Genomic DNA, 19566 nt, shown 5'->3' with positions numbered 1-19566 from the left:
CGACCGAACTCGTCACCGATGAACGCGCACCGGCGGGTGCCCTACCACCAGTCGGGGAGGCAGATCGGCCCGCCGAGCCAGTACTCCACCCAGCTGCCCAGGTCCAGCTCCGTGCAGTCCTCCGCGGCCGGCGGTGCGGTGGGTGCGGTGGGCGTGGTCGGCTCCGGCGTGGGTGTGGGCGTCGGGGTCGGGGGCGGGGTCGCCTCGTCGGTGCGGCCGAAGAACGCGGACCGGTAGAGATGGGACGACATCGGGTTGGCATCGCACTGCCACACACCGTGCGGGCAGTAGTCGGTCAGCGTGTTGTAGAGCGGCCTGTGCTCGTCCATCCAGGCGAGCATGCGCCGCATGTACTCGGCATTGTCGCCGTTACGGAAGAGCCCCCATTCGGGATACGAGACGGGTTTGCCGTGGGCCTTCGCGAAATCCACATGTCTCTGAAGCCCGTAGGGCTCTCTCACCTGCTCGTCGAACGACGTCCCGGCCGGCTGGTCGTAGGAATCCATGCCGATGATGTCGACCGTGTCGTCCCCCGGGTAGCACGTCGTCCAGGGGACATCGTCCCGGCCGCGGGTCGGCGTGAAGTCGAACCGGAATTTCTGGCCCGGCACCGAACGCATGGTGGTGACGATCCTGTTCCAGTACGTCTTCCATGCCTGCGGGTCCGGCCCGCAGCGATGGGTGTACGAGATGCCGTTCATCTCCCAGCCGAGCACGAGGACCGTGTCCGGCACGCCCAGCTGAACCAGCCGCTCGGCGAGGGCGCGGAAGTGATGGTCGAACTCCCCGGCCGCGCCCTGCCGCAACAGCTGCCGGACCTCGTCGTCGGAGGCACCCTCCTCGTTGCGCTCCTGCATGGGGACGTTGAGGACGAGCATCCGGTCGGCCTTCTGCTTGCGCCAGCGCGCCCACGGGTCGAGGAAGCCGGGGGAACCCTCGATGTCGCGCCAGCGGTTGCCGGGCAGGTAGGTGTGGCCGACGCGGAGCTCGGCACCGCCCAGCCAGTGGCTGAACTGTGCCATGCGGGCCACGCCACGGGCGTCGGACTTGAGGAAGGCGCCGAAGGCCGGTACCTCCCTGACCGGTGCCGTGGTGGCCGCCGGGCTCGGCACCGGAGGGCGAGCATCGTCGGCTCGTCTCCCCCCCGGCTCCGCCGGGGGACCGGACACCAGGGCGGCCGACGCGGCGACCGCCATCGCGCCCGCGGCCAGCCAGCGGACCGGGACCCGCTTGTGCTGTGGGGCCATGCCTACTCCATTCTTCGCTCTCGTCGGCCTTCTGCCTGCGTTTTTTTATTGACGAGCAGTCATATGAAGTCAGTCACAGAAAAGCCGGTGGCGCCATTGCCATTGGGGCTTTTGAGTGCCGCCCTCACCCACGCGGGTGAGCCGATCCGAAAGAAAGAGAGAATTCGTGTCGCCTCTCGACACCCGCGTCCCCGCCGTACTGCTGCGGATCGACCGAAATCCCTTTCACCACGGAACGCTGGGGGCCGTGCGTTCGCTCGGCAGGGCGGGAGTGGAGGTTCATGTCGTCGCCGATTCGGCGAGAAGTCCCGTCCACACGTCGCGTTACGTACATCGGATGCATTCCCCGCCGCTCCCGGGAGCCTCACCGGACGACATCGCGGTCGTGCTGCGCCGGGTGGCCGACCACATCGCGCGTCCCGCCGTTCTGGTCCCGATGGACGACGCGAGCGCGATCGCCGTGGGACGGATGCGGGACGAGCTCGCCCCCTCCTACCTGCTGCCGACGACGCCGGGCACACTGCCCGAACGCGTCGCCGACAAAGCGGAACTGGCCGCGGTGTGCGCATCCGCGGACGTCCCGCACCCGCTGACGCTGATCCCGGACAGTCCGGCACGGGCGGCCGACGACGCGCGGCGGCTCGGACTCCCGCTGGTCGCGAAGTGGAGCCGGCCCTGGCTGCTGCCTGCCGGCAGCGATCTGCGCAGCACGGTGCTGGTCCGCTCCGTGCAGCAGGCCCAGGAGCTGTACCTGCGCACCGAGGAGGCGGGCAGTCGGCTGCTGCTGCAGGAGTACCTGCCGCCGGGAGAGGACCGGGACTGGTTCTTCCACGGCTACGCCGACCACTCGGGCACCGTGCGAGCGGGCGGCCCGGGCCGCAAGCAGCTGGCCTGGCCGCGTGGAGCGGGGCTGACCGCGGTGGGCTGCTGGACGCCCAACGCTCAGGTGCAGGCGCTGGCCGAGCGGCTCACCGGCGCGCTGGGCTACCGCGGCATCCTCGACCTCGACTTCCGCCGCTGCGGCGCGACGGGCCGCTACCACCTGCTCGACTTCAACCCGCGCCCCGGCGCCCAGTTCCGGCTCTTCGCGGACAGCGCGGGGCTGGACGTCGTACGTGCCCTGCACCTGGACCTGACGGGCCGTCCGCTGCCGGACGGGGCCCCGAGGGCCGGGCGGGCGTTCGTGGTGGAGAACTACGCGCCGCTCGCCGCGCTGCGGCCGGCGCCGGGTGGGCGCGAACTGGCCTGGTACGCCCGGGACGACCGCGCTCCCGGATGGGCGATGTGGGCCATGTGGAGCCGTCATGTGGCCCGCCGGCTGCGTGAGCGGCTGGGTCCGACAGCGGCGGCACCGGCGCCACGGCTGATCCCCCGGGCGACCTCCCCCTCCCTTACCGACAACGAGAAAGCGAGCAGTTGATGATGTACGACCTTCTGGTGGTCGGCGCAGGCCCGTACGGTCTGTCGATCGCCTCCCACGCCGCGGCCGCCGGGCTGAACCTGCGCGTGTTCGGCCGGCCCATGGCGTCCTGGCGGGACAACATGCCCCGCGGCATGTTCCTGAAGTCGGAGCCGTGGGCGTCCAACCTCTCCGATCCGGCCGGGCGTTGGAACCTGAGCGCGTACTGCACGGAACAGGGCCTGACGGCACGTCACGCGAAGCCGATTCCGGTCGAGGCGTTCGCTGCGTACGGCCTGTGGTTCGCGCGCCATGCCGTGCCGGAAGTGGACGAGCGCACGGTGACCCGTGTGACGTCCGGCCCTGACGGGTTCACGGTGGTCACCGAGGACGGGGAGGCGCTGTACGCGCGGTCGGTGGCGCTGGCGGTCGGTGTGATGCCGTTCGTCGAGGTGCCGTCGGCCCTGCGCGGACTGCACCCCGCGCTGGTGACGCACAGCAGCCACCACAGCGACCTCGACCGCTTCCGCGGCAAGGATGTCACGGTCATCGGTGGCGGCCAGGCGTCCCTGGAGACCGCGGCACTGCTGGCCGAACAGGGCACGCGCGTACGGGTGCTCGCGCGGGCGGACCGGCTGGTGTGGAACGATGTGCCGCCGCCGTGGGAGCGCCCCTGGTGGCAGTCGGTCCGCTCCCCGCACAGCGGCCTCGGCCCCGGGTGGAAGAACTGGTTCTACTCCGAGCGTCCGGGTCTCTTCCGGCGTCTGCCGGAGCCGACCCGGGCACGTATCGCGACCACGGCGCTGGGGCCGGCGGGCGCCTGGTGGGTGCGGGACCGGGTCGAGGGCGCGGTGGAGCTGCTGCCGGGTCACGAGGTCGCCACGGCCAGTGCGGTGTCGGGCGGCCTGCGGCTGGACACGGTGAGCCGCGAGGGCGCCCTGCGCACCCTGGAGACCGAACACGTCATCGCGGCCACGGGGTTCCGGGCGCGCTGCGACCGGCTCGGACTGCTCTCCGCCGAGCTGCGCGGGACGCTGGCGACCCTGCCCGACGGCTCCCCGGCGGTCGGGCGTGACTTCGAGTCCTCAGCGCCCGGCCTGTTCTTCGCGGGCCTGGTGACCGCCTCCGGCTTCGGCCCGGCCATGCGCTTCGTCCACGGCGCGACCTTCACGGCGGCGACCCTCGTCCGAGGGGTGCACCGCCGGCTCAGGACGACCCCGGCGGGCAGCAGGGTCCCCGTACCGGGAGGCCGCAGCCGAAACCAGTCGCCGTCGCCGGTACGCCCCTGACGGAGAGCCGCATGGCCGGCCGCGGGCCGCTGACGACGAGGAAGTCGTCAGCGGCCCGCCTGTGCGGGCGGGTGCCGGGCCGGTGGCGTCCAGCACCCAGGAGCAGTGCCCGGTCAGGCGCCCGCGCGGCCGCGGCGGTACATCATCGCCCCGCCCGCGATCAGTGCGGCGCTGGCGGCCGAGGCCGCCCACAGGGCCCCACTGCCGGTCTCGGCCAGGTGGGGCGGCTCGACGGGCCGCTCAGGCGGCGTCTCGACGCTCCGCGTGGGCGGAGGCGTGGGACGATGCGTCTCACTGATGCGCGTCGGAGGCGGGGTGGCCTTGCTGGGGGGCGGAGGCGTCGGACTCGCGCTCGGGGGCGTGTCCTCGCCGTAGCCGTAGTCGCCTTCTTCATGGTCGTCGCCGTACGAGGTGTTGTCGCAGGAGTTGTCCGTCGCGTGGTTGAACGCCGCGATCACACCGACGGTGTTGCCGCACACGTTCGCCGGCGCCTCGATCGGCACCTGCACGATGTTCCCGGACACCACACCGGGAGAATCCTTGGCGACTGCTGTCGCGTCCGTGTCAGCGAGGGCGGGGCTGCAGTACAGGGAAAGAATGCCCGTGGCGGCGGCCGCCGCGAACACTCCCCCGCTCAGGGTCTGTCGCAATGTGATGGCCTTCCTGCTTGAAGAATGGGGTGAACCAGCCCTGAAACGGAGATCGATCTCCAAGGCCGGCCATGCCCAGAGCCAGGACGGCGCCCGTGACGAAAGCAACGCTCTTCTTCATGCGTCACCGCGGACGGAGCAGCGGACGGCCCGGGCTGCCGTACTGCTTCAGCAACCCGGCGCAAGGGAATTGGTTTCGCAGTTTCACCCGGTTGGACCGCGCCGCATCAGGAAAGGACCGGCTACGACACCACGTCCTTCCGGGCGAATCCCCGGAAGGCAAGGGCGAACAGCACCACCGCGTACGTTATGGAAATCGCGGTGCCCTGGATCATGCCCGACCACTCCGGATGCGGCTGGACGGCGTCGGCCCAGGCGAACTGCCAGTGCGCGGGCAGGAAGTCACGCCAGTGGTCGAGGGCCGTCACGGCGTCCAGGACGTTGCCGACGATGGTGAGGCCCACCGCGCCGCCGACCGCGCCGAGCGGTGCGTCGGTCTTCGTCGACAGCCAGAACGCGAGCCCCGCCGTGACCAGTTGGGAGACGAAGATGTACGCCACGACCACCACGAGGCGCTGGGCGGCCGTCCCGGTGTCCAGCGCGCCGCCGGTGGGGATCTGCAGCGGGCCCCAGCCGTAGGCGGCCGTGCCGACGGCGAGCGCCACCAGGGGCAGCAGGAGCATCGCGGCGAGGCTGAGGCCGAGTCCCACGACGAGCTTGGACCACAGCAGGCGGGCGCGCGGCACGGGCGCGGCCAGCAGATAGCGCAGCGAGGCCCAGCTCGCCTCCGAGGCGACGGTGTCCCCGCAGAACAGGGCGACGGGGATGACGAGCAGGAAGCCCGCCGACACGAACAGGTTGACCGCGGCGAAGTTGGCGCCGGACGCGGTCGCCGTGTCCATGAGCGTGATCTGGCCGCCCCGGCCGCCCGGTTCGCCGCCGATGGCGAAGGCCACGACCAGGACGAACGGCAGGACGGCGAGGATCCCGCCCATGATCAGGGTGCGGCGCCGCTTCAGCTGGCGGACCAGCTCGACCCGCAGGGGCAGGGTGCGACCCGCGCGGTAGCCGGAGGCAGTCTCATGCAGCTCCGTGCGCTCTGCGAGCGTGCTCATGCGGAACCTCCGATCAGGGTGAGGAAGGCGTCTTCCAGGCGGCGGTGCGGGCCCACCGACTCGACGGGCACTTCCAGCCGGACGAGCTCGGCGACCAGGCGCTGGGCGCTGCCGTCGGCGTCGAGCCGGACCAGGAGCCCGTCGTCGGTGCGCACGGCCGAGGCGACGCCGGGCAGCGCGGCGACCTTCTCGGTGAGCGGCTCCTCCACGGGCGTGGCGGTGCCGACGAGCAGGGTGTCGCCGGAGCCGACGATCTCACCGACCGGGCCGGCCTGCACGAGGCGGCCGCGGTCCATCACCACGAGGTGGGTGCAGGACTGCTCGACCTCCGCCAGCAGGTGGCTGGAGACGATCACCGTACGGCCGGCGGCCGCGTAGCGGATCATCACCTCGCGCATCTCGCGGATCTGGGGCGGGTCGAGGCCGTTGGTCGGCTCGTCGAGGATGAGCAGGTCCGGCAGACCCAGCATGGCCTGGGCTATGGCCAGGCGCTGGCGCATGCCCTGCGAGTACGTGCGCACCGCGCGGGAGAGGGCGTCGCCCAGGCCCGCGATCTCCAGGGCCTCGTCGAGGTGGGCGTCCTGTGGCGGGCGGCCGGTGGCCTGCCAGTACAGCTCGAGGTTCTCCCGGCCGGACAGGTGCGGCAGGAAGCCCGCGCCCTCGACGAAGGCGCCCACCCGGGACAGCACGGGCGCGCCGGGCCGGATGGCGTGGCCGAAGACGCGGATCTCACCGCCGTCGGGTCCGATCAGGCCCATCAGCATGCGCAGGGTCGTCGTCTTGCCCGCGCCGTTGGGGCCGAGCAGTCCGAGGACCTGGCCCTTCTCCACTCGGAAGGACAGGTCCCGGACCGCGTACCGGTCGGCCGAGCGCGCGTACCGCTTGCTCAGGTCAGTTATCTGGAGGGGGACTTCGGCGAGCGCGGGGTCGGGGACGGGCGTGGCGGTGCGGCGGCGGCTGGTCAGCAGCAGGGCGAGGGCGACGACGGCGCCCGCGAGCGGCAGCCACCACACCCACGACGGAAGGGGGGCGGCCGCGGTGGCGACGCCGGGGGCCGTCGGGACCTTCAGGTCGCCCTTGAGGGAGACGGTGTACGTCGCCGGGGCGACCGGCGAGGCGTAGCCGAGGTCGGTGGAGGCGAGGACCAGGCGGAGGCGGTGGCCCTTGTCGACCTCGTGGTCGATCGCCGGGAGCGTGATCGTCACGTCCTTGCCGGCCCTGGCGCCCTCGACGCGGATCGGTGTGACCAGTTGGGAGGGCAGCACCTGCTGGGTGCCGCCGGGGCCGACGTCGTACACCTTGCCGAAGAGGACGGCGTCCTCGCTCGTCGACTTCACGTGGAGCGTGGCGGTCGGTGAGCCCGTGATGCGGAGGTCGTCGGCGACGGGAGCCGAGTCGAACCGCGCGAACTGGCCCGGGAAGTCGAGCGACACGCCGACGCCGAGCGACGACAGCTGGGAGAGGCCGCCGCCGCCGATGCCGGGCAGGGCGGAGACGGCGGGCGGGCCGGCGCCCGCGGGGTTGTCGAAGCGCTGCTCGCGGCCGGTGAGCGCGAGGGACCGGTCGCCGCTCTCCAGGCCGGGGTAGGTGTCCCCGCTCGCGCCGCGCAGCTGGGCCCGACCGTCGGTGGAGTCGACGCCTCCGGTGCGGGTGATCCGGAACGCCGGGCCGGTGTCGGCGCCCTTGTCGTCCTTGAGGTAGCGGTCGAACCACGCCGTCACGCGGGCCTGGACGCGGTCGGCCTCCAGGTCGCCGCCGTCATGCCCGCCCGCGATCCAGTCGACGTCCACGGGGGCGCCGTTGGCACGGATCGCCTTCGCGGCCGCGTCGGCCTGACCCAGTGGGAAGAGGGAGTCGGTCTGGCCCTGCATCAGCAGCGTGGGCACCTTGATGCGGTCGCCCACGGCGGTCGGCGACCGCTCCTCCAGCAGCTTGCGGGCCGCGGCGTCCGGGGTGCCGGACTCGGCGACCCGGTTGTACATGGCGCACAGCGCTGGCTGGAACTTCTCGCAGCCGCCGCCGTTGTTGAAGAAGATGCCGCCCCACAGCTTCTTGAACACGCCGTTCGGGAAGAGTGCGTCCGCGAGGTTCCAGTACGTGATCGACGGGGCGATGGCGTCCACCCGGTGGTCGTACCCGGCGGCCAGCAGGGAGATCGCGCCGCCGTAGGAGCCGCCCGCCACGCCCACGCGCGGGTCGCCGGCCTTGTCGAGCCGGACCTCGGGCTGCTTCGCCAGCCAGTCGATGAGCCTGGAGACGTCGGCGACCTCGGCCTTGGGGTCGTTGATCCCGATCTTCCCGGTCGACCTGCCGAAGCCGCGCGCCGACCAGGTCAGCACCGCGTACCCGTCCCGGGCCAGGTCCTGGGCCTGCTGCCGGACGTCGTCCTTGCTGCCGCCGAAGCCGTGCCCCAGCAGGACGGCGGGGCGCCGGCCGTCGGAGCCGGAGGTGAAGTACGAGGTGTCGATGCGCACCCCGTCCAACGCCATGACCCGGTCGCTGCGGTGCACCGGCGGCGCCCCGTCGGAGGCGACGGCCGTCCAGGTACCGGCGCCGGCGAGGACGACGACGGCCGCCGCGGCGGCCAGGAGCCGCCGCGGCTTCCGCAGCCCTCGCAGGGCGGGCAGTCGAAGATCCATGCGTCAACGGTAAGGGGCGCCACCGACAACCGATGCCGCCCCCGGTCTGAACACCCCGCCATCCCCCGGAGGTACAGGGCTCCCCCGGCGTACAGCAGCCGGAGTACGCCGCCCGATCCGGTGAGCGGAAAAGGGGCCGCCCGTAGGACGGACGGCCCCTTCACGCCTGGCTCAGTGGTTGCGCGGGAACCCGAGGTCGACGCCGGCGGGGGCGTCGGCCGGGTCGGGCCAGCGGGTGGTGACGACCTTGCCGCGGGTGTAGAAGTGCGTGCCGTCGTTGCCGTAGATGTGGTGGTCGCCGAAGAGCGAGTCCTTCCAGCCGCCGAAGCTGTGGTAGCCGACGGGGACCGGGATCGGGACGTTCACGCCGACCATGCCGGCCTCGACCTCCAGCTGGAAGCGGCGGGCCGCGCCGCCGTCCCGGGTGAAGATCGCGGTGCCGTTGCCGAACGGGGAGGCGTTGATGAGGGAGATGCCCTCGTCGTAGGTGTCGACGCGCAGCACGGTCAGCACCGGGCCGAAGATCTCGTCCTGGTAGGCCTTGGCGCTGGTGGGCACCTTGTCGAGCAGCGAGATGCCGATCCAGTGGCCGTCCTCGTAGCCGTCGACGGTGTAGCCGGTGCCGTCCAGGATCACCTCGGCGCCCTCGGCGGCGGCGCCGGTGACGTAGGAGGCCACCTTGTCGCGGTGGACGGCGGTGATCAGCGGGCCCATCTCGGAGGTCGGGTCGTTGCCGGGACCGATCTTGATCTTCTCGGCGCGCTCGCGGATCTTCTCCACCAGCTCGTCGCCGATCGCGCCGACCGCGACCACGGCGGAGATCGCCATGCAGCGCTCACCGGCGGAGCCGTAGGCGGCGGAGACGGCGGCGTCGGCTGCCGCGTCGAGGTCGGCGTCGGGCAGGACCAGCATGTGGTTCTTGGCGCCGCCCAGGGCCTGCACACGCTTGCCGTTGGCGGAGGCCGTGGTGTGGATGTAGCGGGCGATCGGGGTCGAGCCGACGAAGGAGACCGCCTTGACGTCCGGGTGCTCCAGCAGACGGTCGACGGCCACCTTGTCGCCGTGGACGACGTTGAAGACACCGTCCGGCAGACCGGCCTCGGACAGCAGCTCGGCGATCTTCAGCGACGCCGACGGGTCCTTCTCGCTCGGCTTCAGCACGAAGGTGTTGCCGCACGCGATCGCGATCGGGAACATCCACATCGGGACCATCGCCGGGAAGTTGAACGGCGTGATGCCCGCGACGACGCCGAGGGGCTGGCGGATGGACGAGACGTCCACACGGCTGGCCACCTCGGTCGACAGCTCGCCCTTCAGCTGCACGGTGATCCCGCACGCCAGGTCCACGATCTCCAGGCCGCGCGCGACCTCGCCCAGTGCGTCGCTGTGCACCTTGCCGTGCTCGGCGGTGATCAGCTCGGCGATCGCGTCCCGGTTCGCGTCGAGCAGCGCCCGGAACTTGAACAGGATGGTGCTTCGCTTGGCGAGCGAGGAGGTGCCCCAGGTGGCGTAGGCGTCCTTCGCCGCCGCGACCGCCGCGTCGACCTCGTCGACGGAGGCGAACGCGACCTTCGTGGTGACCGCGCCGGTCGCCGGGTCGGTGACCGGCCCGAACGAACCCGACGCGCCTTCGACGGTCTTGCCGCCGATCCAGTGGTTGACGATCTTCGTCATGACCGAGTGCTCCTTCACAGATGGCGGCGTCGGGTTGAGACGTGCCGTTCGTACAGCTCACGGGCCTTGACCGCCGACGCGCGGGTCGCGGTTTCGGCCACAGGTACATCCCACCAGGCCTGCGCCGGAGGCGCGCCCGACACTGTGTCTGCCGTTTGGGTCTCGACGTAGACACAAGTGGGAGTGTCGGCGTCCCGCGCCTCCGCCAGGGCGGCGCGCAGGTCGCGGACGGTCTTGGCGCGCAGCACGCGCATGCCGAGGCTCGCCGCGTTGGCGGCGAGATCGACGGGCAGGGGCGCCCCCGTGTACGTACCGTCCTGGGAGGCGAAGCGGTACGCGGTGCCGAACCGCTCGCCGCCCACCGTCTCCGACAGGCCGCCGATGGAGGCGTAGCCGTGGTTCTGCACGAGCAGGATCTTGATCGCGATCCCCTCCTGCACGGCCGTGACGATCTCCGTCGGCATCATCAGGTAGGTGCCGTCGCCGACCAGGGCCCACACGGGCCGGTCGGGAGCGGCCATCTTCACGCCGATCGCCGCCGGGATCTCGTAGCCCATGCAGGAGTAGCCGTATTCCAGGTGGTACTGGTCCCGGGAGCGCGCCCGCCACAGCTTGTGCAGGTCGCCGGGGAGCGAGCCGGCCGCGTTGATGATCACGTCGGACTCGTCGACGATGGCGTCCAGCGCGCCCAGCACCTGCGGCTGCGTCGGGCGTACGTCGGGCTCGTCGGCCTCGTAGCAGGCGTCGACGCGCTGCTCCCAGCGCTCCTTGTCCTCGGCGTACTCGGTGACGTACGAGTCGGGGACCCGGTGACCGTGCAGCTGGAGGGCCTCGGTGAGCTCCGTCAGGCCGCTGCGGGCGTCCGCGACCAGGGGCAAACCCGCCAGCTTGTGGCCGTCGTAGGGGGCGATGTTGAGGTTGAGGAAGCGGACGTCGGGCTTCTCGAACAGGGTCCCGGAGGCGGTCGTGAAGTCGGTGTACCGGGTGCCGACGCCGATGACCAGGTCGGCCAGGCGGGCCAGTTCGTCGGCCGTGGCGGTGCCGGTGTGGCCGATGCCGCCGACGTCCTGGGGGTGGTCGTGGCGCAGGGAGCCCTTGCCGGCCTGGGTGGAGGCGACCGGGATGCCGGTGGCCTCGGCGAACTCGGCGAGGGCCTCCTCGGCGCGGCTGTGGTGGACACCGCCGCCCGCGATCAGCAGCGGCCGCTTCGCCGACCGGATCGCACGGACCGCCTCGGCGAGCTCCGTCGGGTCGGCACCCGGACGTCGTACGGCCCAGGTGCGCTCGGCGAAGAACTCGTCGGGCCAGTCGTAGGCCTCGGCCTGGACGTCCTGCGGGAGGGCGAGGGTGACCGCGCCCGTCTCCACGGGGTCGGAGAGCACGCGCATCGCCTGCAGGGCCGCCGGGATCAGGGCCTCGGGCCGCATGACACGGTCGAAGTACTTCGACACCGGGCGCAGGGTGTCGTTGACCGACACGTCGCCCGCGTACGGCACTTCCAGCTGCTGCAGGACCGGGTCGGCGGGGCGGGTGGCGAAGATGTCGCCGGGGAGGAGGAGCACCGGGAGGTGGTTGATCGTGGCGAGGGCGGCGCCCGTGACCAGGTTCGTCGCGCCCGGGCCGATCGACGTCGTCACCGCGTGCGTGGACAGGCGGCCCGACTGGCGGGCGTAGCCGACCGCCGCGTGCACCATGGACTGCTCGTTGCGGCCCTGGTGGTACGGCATGTCGGCCGTGTACTCGATGAGCGCCTGGCCGAGGCCCGCGACGTTCCCGTGGCCGAAGATGCCCCAGGTCGCACTGATCAGCCGCTGCCGTATGCCGTCGCGCTCCGTGTACTGGGCGGACAGGAAGCGGACGAGCGCCTGGGCGACCGTGAGCCTCGTCGTGGAGGTCGTCGGAGTCATCGATACCCCTCGGTGTGGTCCGGGTGGAAGCAGATCCGCCACTCCCGCGTCTCGCCGGGCCCGGCCATGACGTTCAGGTAGTACATGGCGTGGCCGGGCTGGGCGATGGACGGGCCGTGCCATCCGTCGGGGACGAGGACGGCGTCGCCGGAGCGGACCTCGGCGAGGACGTCCGATCCGCCCTCACGGGAAGGGGACACGCGCTGATAGCCGAAACCGTGCGGGCCGTCGATCTCGAAGTAGTAGATCTCCTCCAGCTCCGCCTCCTCGCCCGGCCGGTGCTCGTCGTGCTTGTGCGGCGGGTACGAGGACCAGTTGCCGCCGGGTGTGATGACCTCGACGGCGATGAGCTTGTCGCAGTCGAAGGCGTCGGCGGAGGCGAAGTTGCGCACCAGGCGGGCGCAGTTGCCGCTGCCGCGCTCTTCGACGGGGACCTCCGGCGCGGGGCCGTAGCGGGCGGGGAGTCGTCGCTCGCACTTCGCTCCTGCCAGGGCGAAGCGGCCTCCCGCGCCGGAGGCGATCTGTGCCTGGGCGTCGCGGGGCACGTACGCGAAGTCGGAGACTCCGGCGAAAACGCCTTCCCTGCCCAGGAGTTGGAACTCTTCGTCCGCCGTTCGCACGGTACATGCACCCTGCAGCGGAAGCACGATCCATTCGCTGTCACCGGTGGTGAAGGTGTGCGTGCCACCGGCCTCCAGCTCGACGACACGCAGGCTGCTGTGCGCCCAGCCGGCCCGCTTGGGGTCGATGTCGAGGACGTAGTGGGCGTCCGCGGTGGTACCGCGTGCGATGTACAGCTCGTTGTTCGTCATGCGGCCCTCACAGCAGTCCTACGGCGGTGTCCACGGCGGCGGCCACGTTCCCGTCCGCCGGATACAGCAGCGAACGGCCGACCACCAGCCCGCGCACGGTCGGCAGCTGAAGCGCCCCGCGCCACTTCTCGTACGCCCCGTCCTGATCGCCGCCGACCTCGCCGCCGAGGAGCACGGCGGGCAGCGTGGACGTCTCCATGACCTCGGCCATGTCGTCGGGGTTGTCGGTGACCGGCACCTTCAGCCAGGTGTAGGCCGAGCTGCCGCCCAGGCCGGAGGCGATGGCGATCGACTTGGTGACGGCCTCGGCGGACAGGTCGTTCTTGAGCCGGCCCTCGGGGGTGCGGCGGCTGATGAACGGCTCGACGAAGAGGGGGAGCCTGCGGGCGGCCATGTCGTCGATGGCGCGGGCCGTGGTCTCCAGGGTGGTGAGGGAGCCCGGGTCGTCGTAGTCGATGCGCAGCAGCAGCTTGCCCGCGTCGAAGTTCAGCCGCTCGATGTCCTCGGCGCGGTGGCCGGTGAAGCGGTCGTCGAGCTCGAAGACGGCGCCCTGGAGGCCGCCGCGGTTCATCGAGCCCATGACGACCTTGCCGTCGAGGGCGCCGAGCAGCAGCAGGTCGTCGAGGATGTCGGCGGTGGCGAGGACGCCGTCGACGCCGGGGCGGGACAGCGCCAGGCAGAGGCGCTGCAGCAGGTCGGCGCGGTTGGCCATGGCGAGCCTGCGGTCGCCGACGCCGAGGGCGCCGCGGGCCGGGTGGTCGGCGGCGACGATCATCAGGCGGCCGCTCGCGCCCAGCAGCGGCCGGCGCGTGCGGCGGGCCGCGGCCTCGGCGATCGCCTCCGGACGGCGGGCGCGCAGGCGGACGAGCTCGGAGACGTCGACGGTCACAGGACGGCCCCCGCGGTGAGTGCCGCCTGAACCTCGTCGGGGGTCGGCATCGCGGACGAGCACTCCAGGCGGGAGGCGACGATGGCGCCGGCCGCGTTGGCGTGCCGCATGATCTTCTCCAGGTCCCAGCCCTCCAGCAGGCCGTGGCAGAGGGAGCCTCCGAAGGCGTCGCCGGCGCCGAGTCCGTTGAGGACGGTCACGGGCAGCGGCGGGACCTCCGCGGACTCGCCCTTGCTGTTGACGGCCAGGACGCCCTTGGGGCCCTGCTTGACCACGGCGAGCTCGACACCGGCGTCCAGCAGCGCCTGCGCGGCGGCCTGCGGTTCGCGCACTCCGGTGGCGACCTCCACCTCGTCGAGGTTGCCGACGGCGACGGTGGTGTGCTTGAGGGCCTCGGCGTAGAAGGGGCGGGCCGCGTCGGGGTCGCTCCAGAACATGGGGCGCCAGTCGAGGTCGAAGACCGTGGTACCGGCCTTGGCGCGGTGGGCGAGGGCCGCGAGGGTCGCCGTACGGCTCGGCTCCTCGCTGAGGCCGGTGCCGGTGACCCAGAAGATCCGGGTCTCGCGGACGGCGTCGAGGTCGAGGTCGTGGGCGTCGATCTCCAGGTCGGGCGCCTTGGGACGGCGGTAGAAGTACAGCGGGAAGTCGTCCGGCGGGAAGACCTCGCAGAAGGTGACCGGGGTCGGCAGTCCGGCGACCGGGGTGACCCAGCGGTCGTCGACGCCGAAGCCGCGCAGGGCCTCGTGGAGGTAGGTGCCGAAGGGGTCGTCGCCGGTGCGGGTGATCACCGCGGTGGACCGGCCGAGACGGGCCGCGGCGACCGCGACATTGGTCGCCGAGCCGCCCAGGAACTTCCCGAAGGACGTGACCTGCGGGAGTGGCACACCCGTCTGCAGCGGATAGAGGTCCACTCCGATCCGCCCCATGGTGATCAGGTCGTACGCCATCGAGTTCCCTTCGCGTCGGCTCGTGAACGGCTCTGTGCACGTCCTCGTGAACGTCTCCGTATCGGCTCTCCACGGCTTTGTAGTCCGGCGCGGCACGCCCTGTCAATACTTTGTCCAGACATTCGGACCAGCTCTTGACACCCCTGCGGTGAGACCGCAGTCTGGCGCCCATGACGTCGTTGTCACCACAGTCCTCAGTTTCCGGTCTTTCACGTATCCGTGTCGGATCGGCCCCCGACAGCTGGGGCGTCTGGTTCCCGGACGACCCCGCCCAGGTGCCGTGGCAGCGCTTCCTCGACGAGGTGGCGCAGTCCGGCTACGAGTGGATCGAGCTCGGCCCCTACGGGTACCTGCCGACCGATCCGGCCGTCCTCACCGAGGAGACGGCCAAGCGTGGCCTGAAGGTGTCGGCCGGCACGGTCTTCACGGGACTGCACCACGGCGAGGCGGTGTGGGAGAAGACCTGGGCGCACGTCGCGGACAACGCGGTCCTCGCGCAGGCGATGGGCGCCCGGCACCTGGTCGTCATCCCGTCCTTCTGGCGGGACGACAAGACCGGCGAGGTGCTGGAGCCGGACGCGCTCACGCCCGAGCAGTGGCGCAACCTCACCTCGCTGACCGAGCGACTGGGGAAGGAGGTGCGGGAGCGCTACGGCCTCCAGATCGTCGTCCACCCGCACGCCGACACCCACATCGACAGCGAGGAGAACGTCGTCCGCTTCCTGGACGGCACGGACTCCGACCTCGTCTCCCTGTGCCTGGACACCGGGCACTACGCCTACTGCGGCGGCGACAGCGTCAAGCTCATCGAGACCTACGGCGAGCGCATCGGCTACCTGCACCTCAAGCAGGTCGACCCGGAGATCCTGGCGGACGTACGGGCCAACCAGGTGCCGTTCGGGCCGGCCGTCGCCCGGGGCGTGATGTGCGAACCGCCGGCCGGGGTGCCCGCGCTGGGGCCGGTGCTGGAGGCGGCGCAGAAGCTGGACGTCGACCTGTTCGCGATCGTCGAGCAGGACATGTACCCGTGCGAGCCCGACACTCCGTTGCCGATCGCACAGCGGACGCGGGCGTTTCTCAGGTCGTGCGGGGCGTAGGCGTCGCCTACTGAGGTGCCGGGTGCGGCGCGAGCGCCGGTGGTTTGTGGCTGCTCGCGCCCACGCGGCGGCAGCCGCACATTGGCGCAGCCCCGCCCCTTGGGCACTTATGTCATCCGCGTCACAAAAGTCCGGTTCCTGTCACGCTCCAGGCACAGCCCCTCCCCTCCCCTCACTCCGTGTCGTTCACGGTGTACAGGCTTGCTGATCAGCAGGGAGGTGCACCTCATGACCGACCGAAGGCTGTGGTCGTACAAGGAGATCGCGGCGCACATCAAGGTGCAGCCGGACACCGTGCGGTCGTACCGCAAGCACGGTCTGCTGCCCCCACCCGACCTCGTGGACGGCGGAAAGCCCTACTGGTACGCCGACACCGTCCGCGCCTGGGTGGCCTCGCGGCCGGGCAACCGGGGGCGCAGACAGGACTGACGTCTCCTGACGGCTTCTGACCTCTTCGAGCGTCCTCAGCTCCACGGTTCGATGACCGTGACCCCTGCCCTCGCGCCCCTGCCCATCGCCGCCAGGGCGTCGGGGACCGCGGGCAGGGGGATGGCGGAGGTGACGAGGAGGTCGGGGCGCAGGACGCCCGAGCGGACCAGCTCCAGCATCGGCGGGTAGGTGTGGGCGGCCATGCCGTGGCTGCCGAGGAGTTCCAGTTCCAGGGCGATCGCGCGGGCCATGGGGACGGGGGTCAGGCCGTCGGCTGACGGGAGGAGCCCGACCTGGACGTGGCGGCCGCGGCGGCGCAGGCCGTCCACGGAGGCGGCGCAGGTGGCGGGGGCACCGAGGGCGTCCAGGGAGAGGTGCGCGCCGCCACCGGTCAGGTCGCGGACCGCCTGCGCGGTGTCCGGGGTGCTCGTCGCGTCGACGCACTCCCTCGCACCGAACCTGCGCGCCAGGTCCAGGGCTTGGGGTGAGAGGTCCACCGCGATCACCCTCGCGCCCGACGCCGCCGCGATCATCACCGCCGAGAGGCCGACCCCGCCGCAGCCGTGGACGGCCACCCACTCCCCCGCCACCACCCGGCCCTGCTGCACGACCGCGCGGAACGCCGTGGCGAACCGGCAGCCGAGCGAGGCGGCCGTGGCGTAGGACAGGTCGTCGGGGATCGCGACCAGGTTGACGTCGGCGTGATCGAGCGCCACGTACTGGGCGAAGGAACCCCAGTGGGTGAAGCCGGGCTGGGTCTGGCGTTCGCACACCTGCTGGTCGCCCGCCGCGCACGCCGCGCAGCTGCCGCAGGCGCAGACGAAGGGCACGGTCACGCGGTCGCCGGGCCGCCACGCGGTGACCCTCTCACCGACCGCCTCCACGACACCGGCGAGTTCGTGGCCGGGGACGTGCGGGAGGACGATGTCCGGGTCGTGGCCCATCCAGCCGTGCCAGTCGCTGCGGCACAGGCCGGTCGCCTCGACGCGGACCACCACGCCGTGCTCCGCCGGCCGGGGGTCGGCCACCTCCCGTACCTCGGCCGGCTCCCCGTACCGCTCGAACATCACAGCCCGCATACGTCCGCCCTCCGCTGCCCTGACTCCTCCGGCCGCCCGGAGGGCCACCGCTTCCGCCGGAAACGCTAGCCGCGCGCCGAGACCTTGTCCCGGGCCCGGTCGGGCTCGGCGGCCGCCGCGGGGTCGCCCTCGCTGAGGCCGAACCGGTCGTGGAAGCGGCGCAGCGGGGCCGGGGCCCACCAGGTGGCGCGGCCGGTGAGCCGCATGATCGCGGGGACCAGGAGACTGCGGACGACCATGGCGTCCATCAGGACGGCCAGGGCGATGCCCAGGCCGAGCATCTTGGTGTTGGTCACGCGTGAGGTGCCGATGGCGACCATGACGACCGCGAGGATGACGGCCGCCGCGGTGATCAGGCCGCCCGTGCGCTGGAGTCCGAGGCGGACCGCCCGGGCGTGGTCGCCGGTGTGGTCGTACTCCTCCTTGATGCGGGAGAGCAGGAACACGCCGTAGTCCATGGAGAGGCCGAAGGCGACGCAGAACATGAGGACGGGCAGGGTCGTCTCTATGGAGCCTGGGCTGGTGAAGCCGAGCAGGCTGGAGAGATGGCCGTCCTGGAAGACCCAGACCACCGCGCCGAACATCGCGGTCAGGCTGAGCGCGTTGAGGATCACCGCCTGGATCGGTATGAGCACACTGCCGGTCAGCAGGAAGACCAGCAGCAGCGTGACGATCGTGATGAAGGCGGCCGCCCAGGGCAGTTGGCCGGCTATCGCCTGCTTGGAGTCGACCAGGACGGCGCCCGCCCCGGTCACCTTGGTGTCGAAGGGGGCCTTCGTCTCACGCAGGTCGCCCACCAGGCGTTGCGCGGCGTCGTCGACGGCCTCGCCCTCGGGCAGCACCGTGAAGTACGCCGAGTCGCCCTTCACCAGCGGGCCGTCGACCCGCACCACCTCCGGCAGGGCGGCGACCCGCTCCTTGTAGGCGGCGTACTGCGCCGGTGTGGCCTTGCCCTCGGCGAGCACTTCGAGCCCGCCGCCGGGGCTGCCCGGGAAGCCGTCCCTGATGTGCTGCTGCACGGTGCGGGACTCGGCGGAGGAGGGCAGCTGGCGGTCGTCGGCGGTGCCGAACTTCACGCCGAGGAACGGCAGTCCGAGGACGATCAGCACGGTGGTGGTGGCCACCGCGAAGAACGGGGCGCGGCGCATGACCAGGGTCGCGGTGCGCGCCCAGGCGGTGCCCTCCTCGCCGCCGGTCTTCGGCTCTTTGCGGCGCAGGAGGCGGCGCAGATCGAGGGAGTTGACCCGGTCGCCGAGCAGCATCAGCGCCGCGGGGAGCAGGATCAGGGCGGCGCCTGCGGCCAGCAGGACGACTGCTGTGCCGGCGTAGGCGAAGGACCGCAGGAAGTACTGGGGGAAGAGGAGCATCGCCGCCAGTGAGACCGCGACCGTGAGCGCGGAGAACAGGACCGTGCGGCCGGCCGTGCGCAGGGTGGTGGCCACGGCGGTCGGGGTGTCGGCGCCGGTGGCGAGCTCCTCGCGGAAGCGGCGGACGATGAACAGGGCGTAGTCGATGGCGAGGCCCAGGCCGAGGGCGGTGGTGAGGTTCATCGCGAAGATCGAGACGTCGGTGAACTCCGCGAGGCCGCTCAGCACCGCGTTGGTCCCGAGGATGGCGACGATGCCGACGGCGAGCGGGAGCAGGGCCGCGATCGCGCTGCCGAAGACCATCACCAGGAGCACCAGCGTGATCGGCAGCGCGATCATCTCGGCGCGGGTGAGGTCCTCCTGGATGATCGTCTGCATCTCGTGCCGCACCGCGACGATGCCGCCGACCTTGACGTCCACCGGGCCCTGCGTGCCGCGGTAGTGCGGCGCGACGCGGTCCAGGGTCTCGCCCATGGTCTTCTCGTCGCCGGTGATGCGGGCGGCGATCAGCGCCTCGTGGCCGTCCTGGGCGCGCAGGGCGGGCGACTTGGACTGCCAGTAGGAGCCGACGCCCATGACGCCCTGCTCCCCCGCCAGACGCGTGGTGAGGCGGTCGGCCTCGGCGGCGACCGCCGGGTCGTCCACCGAGGCGCCGCCCGCGTCGAGCAGCAGCAGGAGGTTGGGCTGGGAGTCGGGGAACTCGCGCTCCAGCGCCTTCGTCGCGTACGTCGACTCCGCGTCCGGGTCCTCCCATCCGCCGGTGCCCAGCCGGTCGGCGACACCGCTGCCGGCCAGCACGGCGAGCACGGTGAGCACCAGGGCCGCGAGCAGCGACAACCGGGGGCGGGCGGTCACGAGGCGCGTCCAGCCTCCGACGCGGGGCGGCCTGTTGACTTCGGTCATTGTGCGGTGTCCCCTTCACCTGATCCGTGCTCCCGTGCGCCCCTGCGGACAGGCGGCATGGACCTGCCGTTGCCATAGACTGGCAAACACGAGAGATCGCTCGCGTTTCTCCAGAATGCGAGC

15 protein-coding genes are annotated in these 19566 nt (G+C 71.8%); 4 read left to right on the top strand and 11 right to left on the bottom strand.

Annotated features, from left to right (window positions below; genetic code table 11):
• Window positions 1-41 precede the first annotated feature (41 nt).
• Window positions 42-1247, bottom strand: a complete 1206-nt coding sequence (locus ACFYWX_RS35485; RefSeq protein WP_389428943.1) for a glycoside hydrolase family 26 protein — start codon at window positions 1245-1247, stop codon at window positions 42-44.
• Window positions 1248-1413: 166 nt separating this feature from the next.
• Between ACFYWX_RS35485 and ACFYWX_RS35480 the strand changes: the two genes are divergently transcribed.
• Window positions 1414-2667 carry an ATP-grasp domain-containing protein gene (locus tag ACFYWX_RS35480; RefSeq protein ID WP_389428942.1) on the top strand — a complete coding sequence of 418 codons (1254 nt, stop codon included), beginning with the start codon at window positions 1414-1416 and terminating at the stop codon, window positions 2665-2667.
• A 2-nt stretch (window positions 2668-2669) separates the two neighbouring features.
• A complete protein-coding gene (locus ACFYWX_RS35475; RefSeq protein WP_389428962.1) occupies window positions 2670-3935 on the top strand; it encodes an NAD(P)-binding domain-containing protein in 1266 nt (421 codons plus the stop codon).
• Between the two features lie 113 nt (window positions 3936-4048).
• Here ACFYWX_RS35475 and ACFYWX_RS35470 read toward each other — a convergent pair whose 3' ends face one another.
• The 8 genes from ACFYWX_RS35470 to iolC all read right to left on the bottom strand — a co-directional run bounded on the left by ACFYWX_RS35470 (window position 4049) and on the right by iolC (window position 14568).
• The gene (locus ACFYWX_RS35470) at window positions 4049-4585 is read right to left on the bottom strand and encodes a chaplin (protein WP_389428941.1); all 537 of its coding nucleotides are present in this window, start codon (window positions 4583-4585) and stop codon (window positions 4049-4051) included.
• Between the two features lie 242 nt (window positions 4586-4827).
• A complete protein-coding gene (locus ACFYWX_RS35465; protein ID WP_389428940.1) occupies window positions 4828-5700 on the bottom strand; it encodes an ABC transporter permease in 873 nt (290 codons plus the stop codon).
• Window positions 5697-8339, bottom strand: coding sequence for an alpha/beta fold hydrolase (locus ACFYWX_RS35460; protein WP_389428939.1), 2643 nt, complete (start codon window positions 8337-8339; stop codon window positions 5697-5699). Before ACFYWX_RS35460 ends, ACFYWX_RS35465 begins: the two co-directional genes overlap by 4 nt.
• 171 nt (window positions 8340-8510) lie before the next feature.
• Window positions 8511-10013 carry a CoA-acylating methylmalonate-semialdehyde dehydrogenase gene (gene mmsA, locus ACFYWX_RS35455; protein WP_389428938.1) on the bottom strand — a complete coding sequence of 501 codons (1503 nt, stop codon included), beginning with the start codon at window positions 10011-10013 and terminating at the stop codon, window positions 8511-8513.
• A 14-nt stretch (window positions 10014-10027) separates the two neighbouring features.
• Entirely contained in the window at window positions 10028-11920 is a 1893-nt protein-coding gene (gene iolD, locus ACFYWX_RS35450) for a 3D-(3,5/4)-trihydroxycyclohexane-1,2-dione acylhydrolase (decyclizing) (RefSeq protein WP_389428937.1), read from the bottom strand.
• Entirely contained in the window at window positions 11917-12732 is an 816-nt protein-coding gene (gene iolB, locus ACFYWX_RS35445) for a 5-deoxy-glucuronate isomerase (RefSeq protein WP_389428936.1), read from the bottom strand. The genes iolD and iolB overlap by 4 nt, the downstream gene beginning before the upstream one ends.
• A 7-nt stretch (window positions 12733-12739) precedes the next feature.
• On the bottom strand, window positions 12740-13621 hold the full coding sequence (locus ACFYWX_RS35440) for a deoxyribose-phosphate aldolase (protein WP_389428935.1): 882 nt from the start codon (window positions 13619-13621) through the stop codon (window positions 12740-12742).
• Window positions 13618-14568 carry a 5-dehydro-2-deoxygluconokinase gene (gene iolC, locus ACFYWX_RS35435; protein WP_389428934.1) on the bottom strand — a complete coding sequence of 317 codons (951 nt, stop codon included), beginning with the start codon at window positions 14566-14568 and terminating at the stop codon, window positions 13618-13620. The genes ACFYWX_RS35440 and iolC overlap by 4 nt, the downstream gene beginning before the upstream one ends.
• 170 nt (window positions 14569-14738) lie before the next feature.
• Between iolC and ACFYWX_RS35430 the strand changes: the two genes are divergently transcribed.
• Both ACFYWX_RS35430 and ACFYWX_RS35425 read left to right on the top strand, forming a co-directional pair.
• Window positions 14739-15665, top strand: coding sequence for a sugar phosphate isomerase/epimerase family protein (locus ACFYWX_RS35430; protein ID WP_389428933.1), 927 nt, complete (start codon window positions 14739-14741; stop codon window positions 15663-15665).
• A 228-nt stretch (window positions 15666-15893) separates the two neighbouring features.
• Entirely contained in the window at window positions 15894-16094 is a 201-nt protein-coding gene (locus ACFYWX_RS35425; protein WP_389428932.1) for a helix-turn-helix transcriptional regulator, read from the top strand.
• Between the two features lie 35 nt (window positions 16095-16129).
• Here the strand turns inward: ACFYWX_RS35425 and ACFYWX_RS35420 are convergent, their stop codons facing one another.
• Both ACFYWX_RS35420 and ACFYWX_RS35415 read right to left on the bottom strand, forming a co-directional pair.
• Window positions 16130-17173, bottom strand: coding sequence for a zinc-dependent alcohol dehydrogenase family protein (locus tag ACFYWX_RS35420; protein ID WP_389428931.1), 1044 nt, complete (start codon window positions 17171-17173; stop codon window positions 16130-16132).
• 65 nt (window positions 17174-17238) lie between these two features.
• Window positions 17239-19443 (bottom strand): MMPL family transporter, encoded by a 2205-nt coding sequence (locus ACFYWX_RS35415; protein WP_389428930.1) that lies wholly within the window; start codon window positions 19441-19443, stop codon window positions 17239-17241.
• Between the last annotated feature and the right edge of the window lie 123 nt (window positions 19444-19566).

Origin of the sequence: Streptomyces sp. NPDC002888, assembly GCF_042888465.1 — a bacterium.
Lineage (GTDB): Bacteria > Actinomycetota > Actinomycetes > Streptomycetales > Streptomycetaceae > Streptomyces.
The sequence above is the reverse complement of the archived record's forward strand: the minus strand, read 5'-3'. Positions and strand labels throughout refer to the sequence as shown.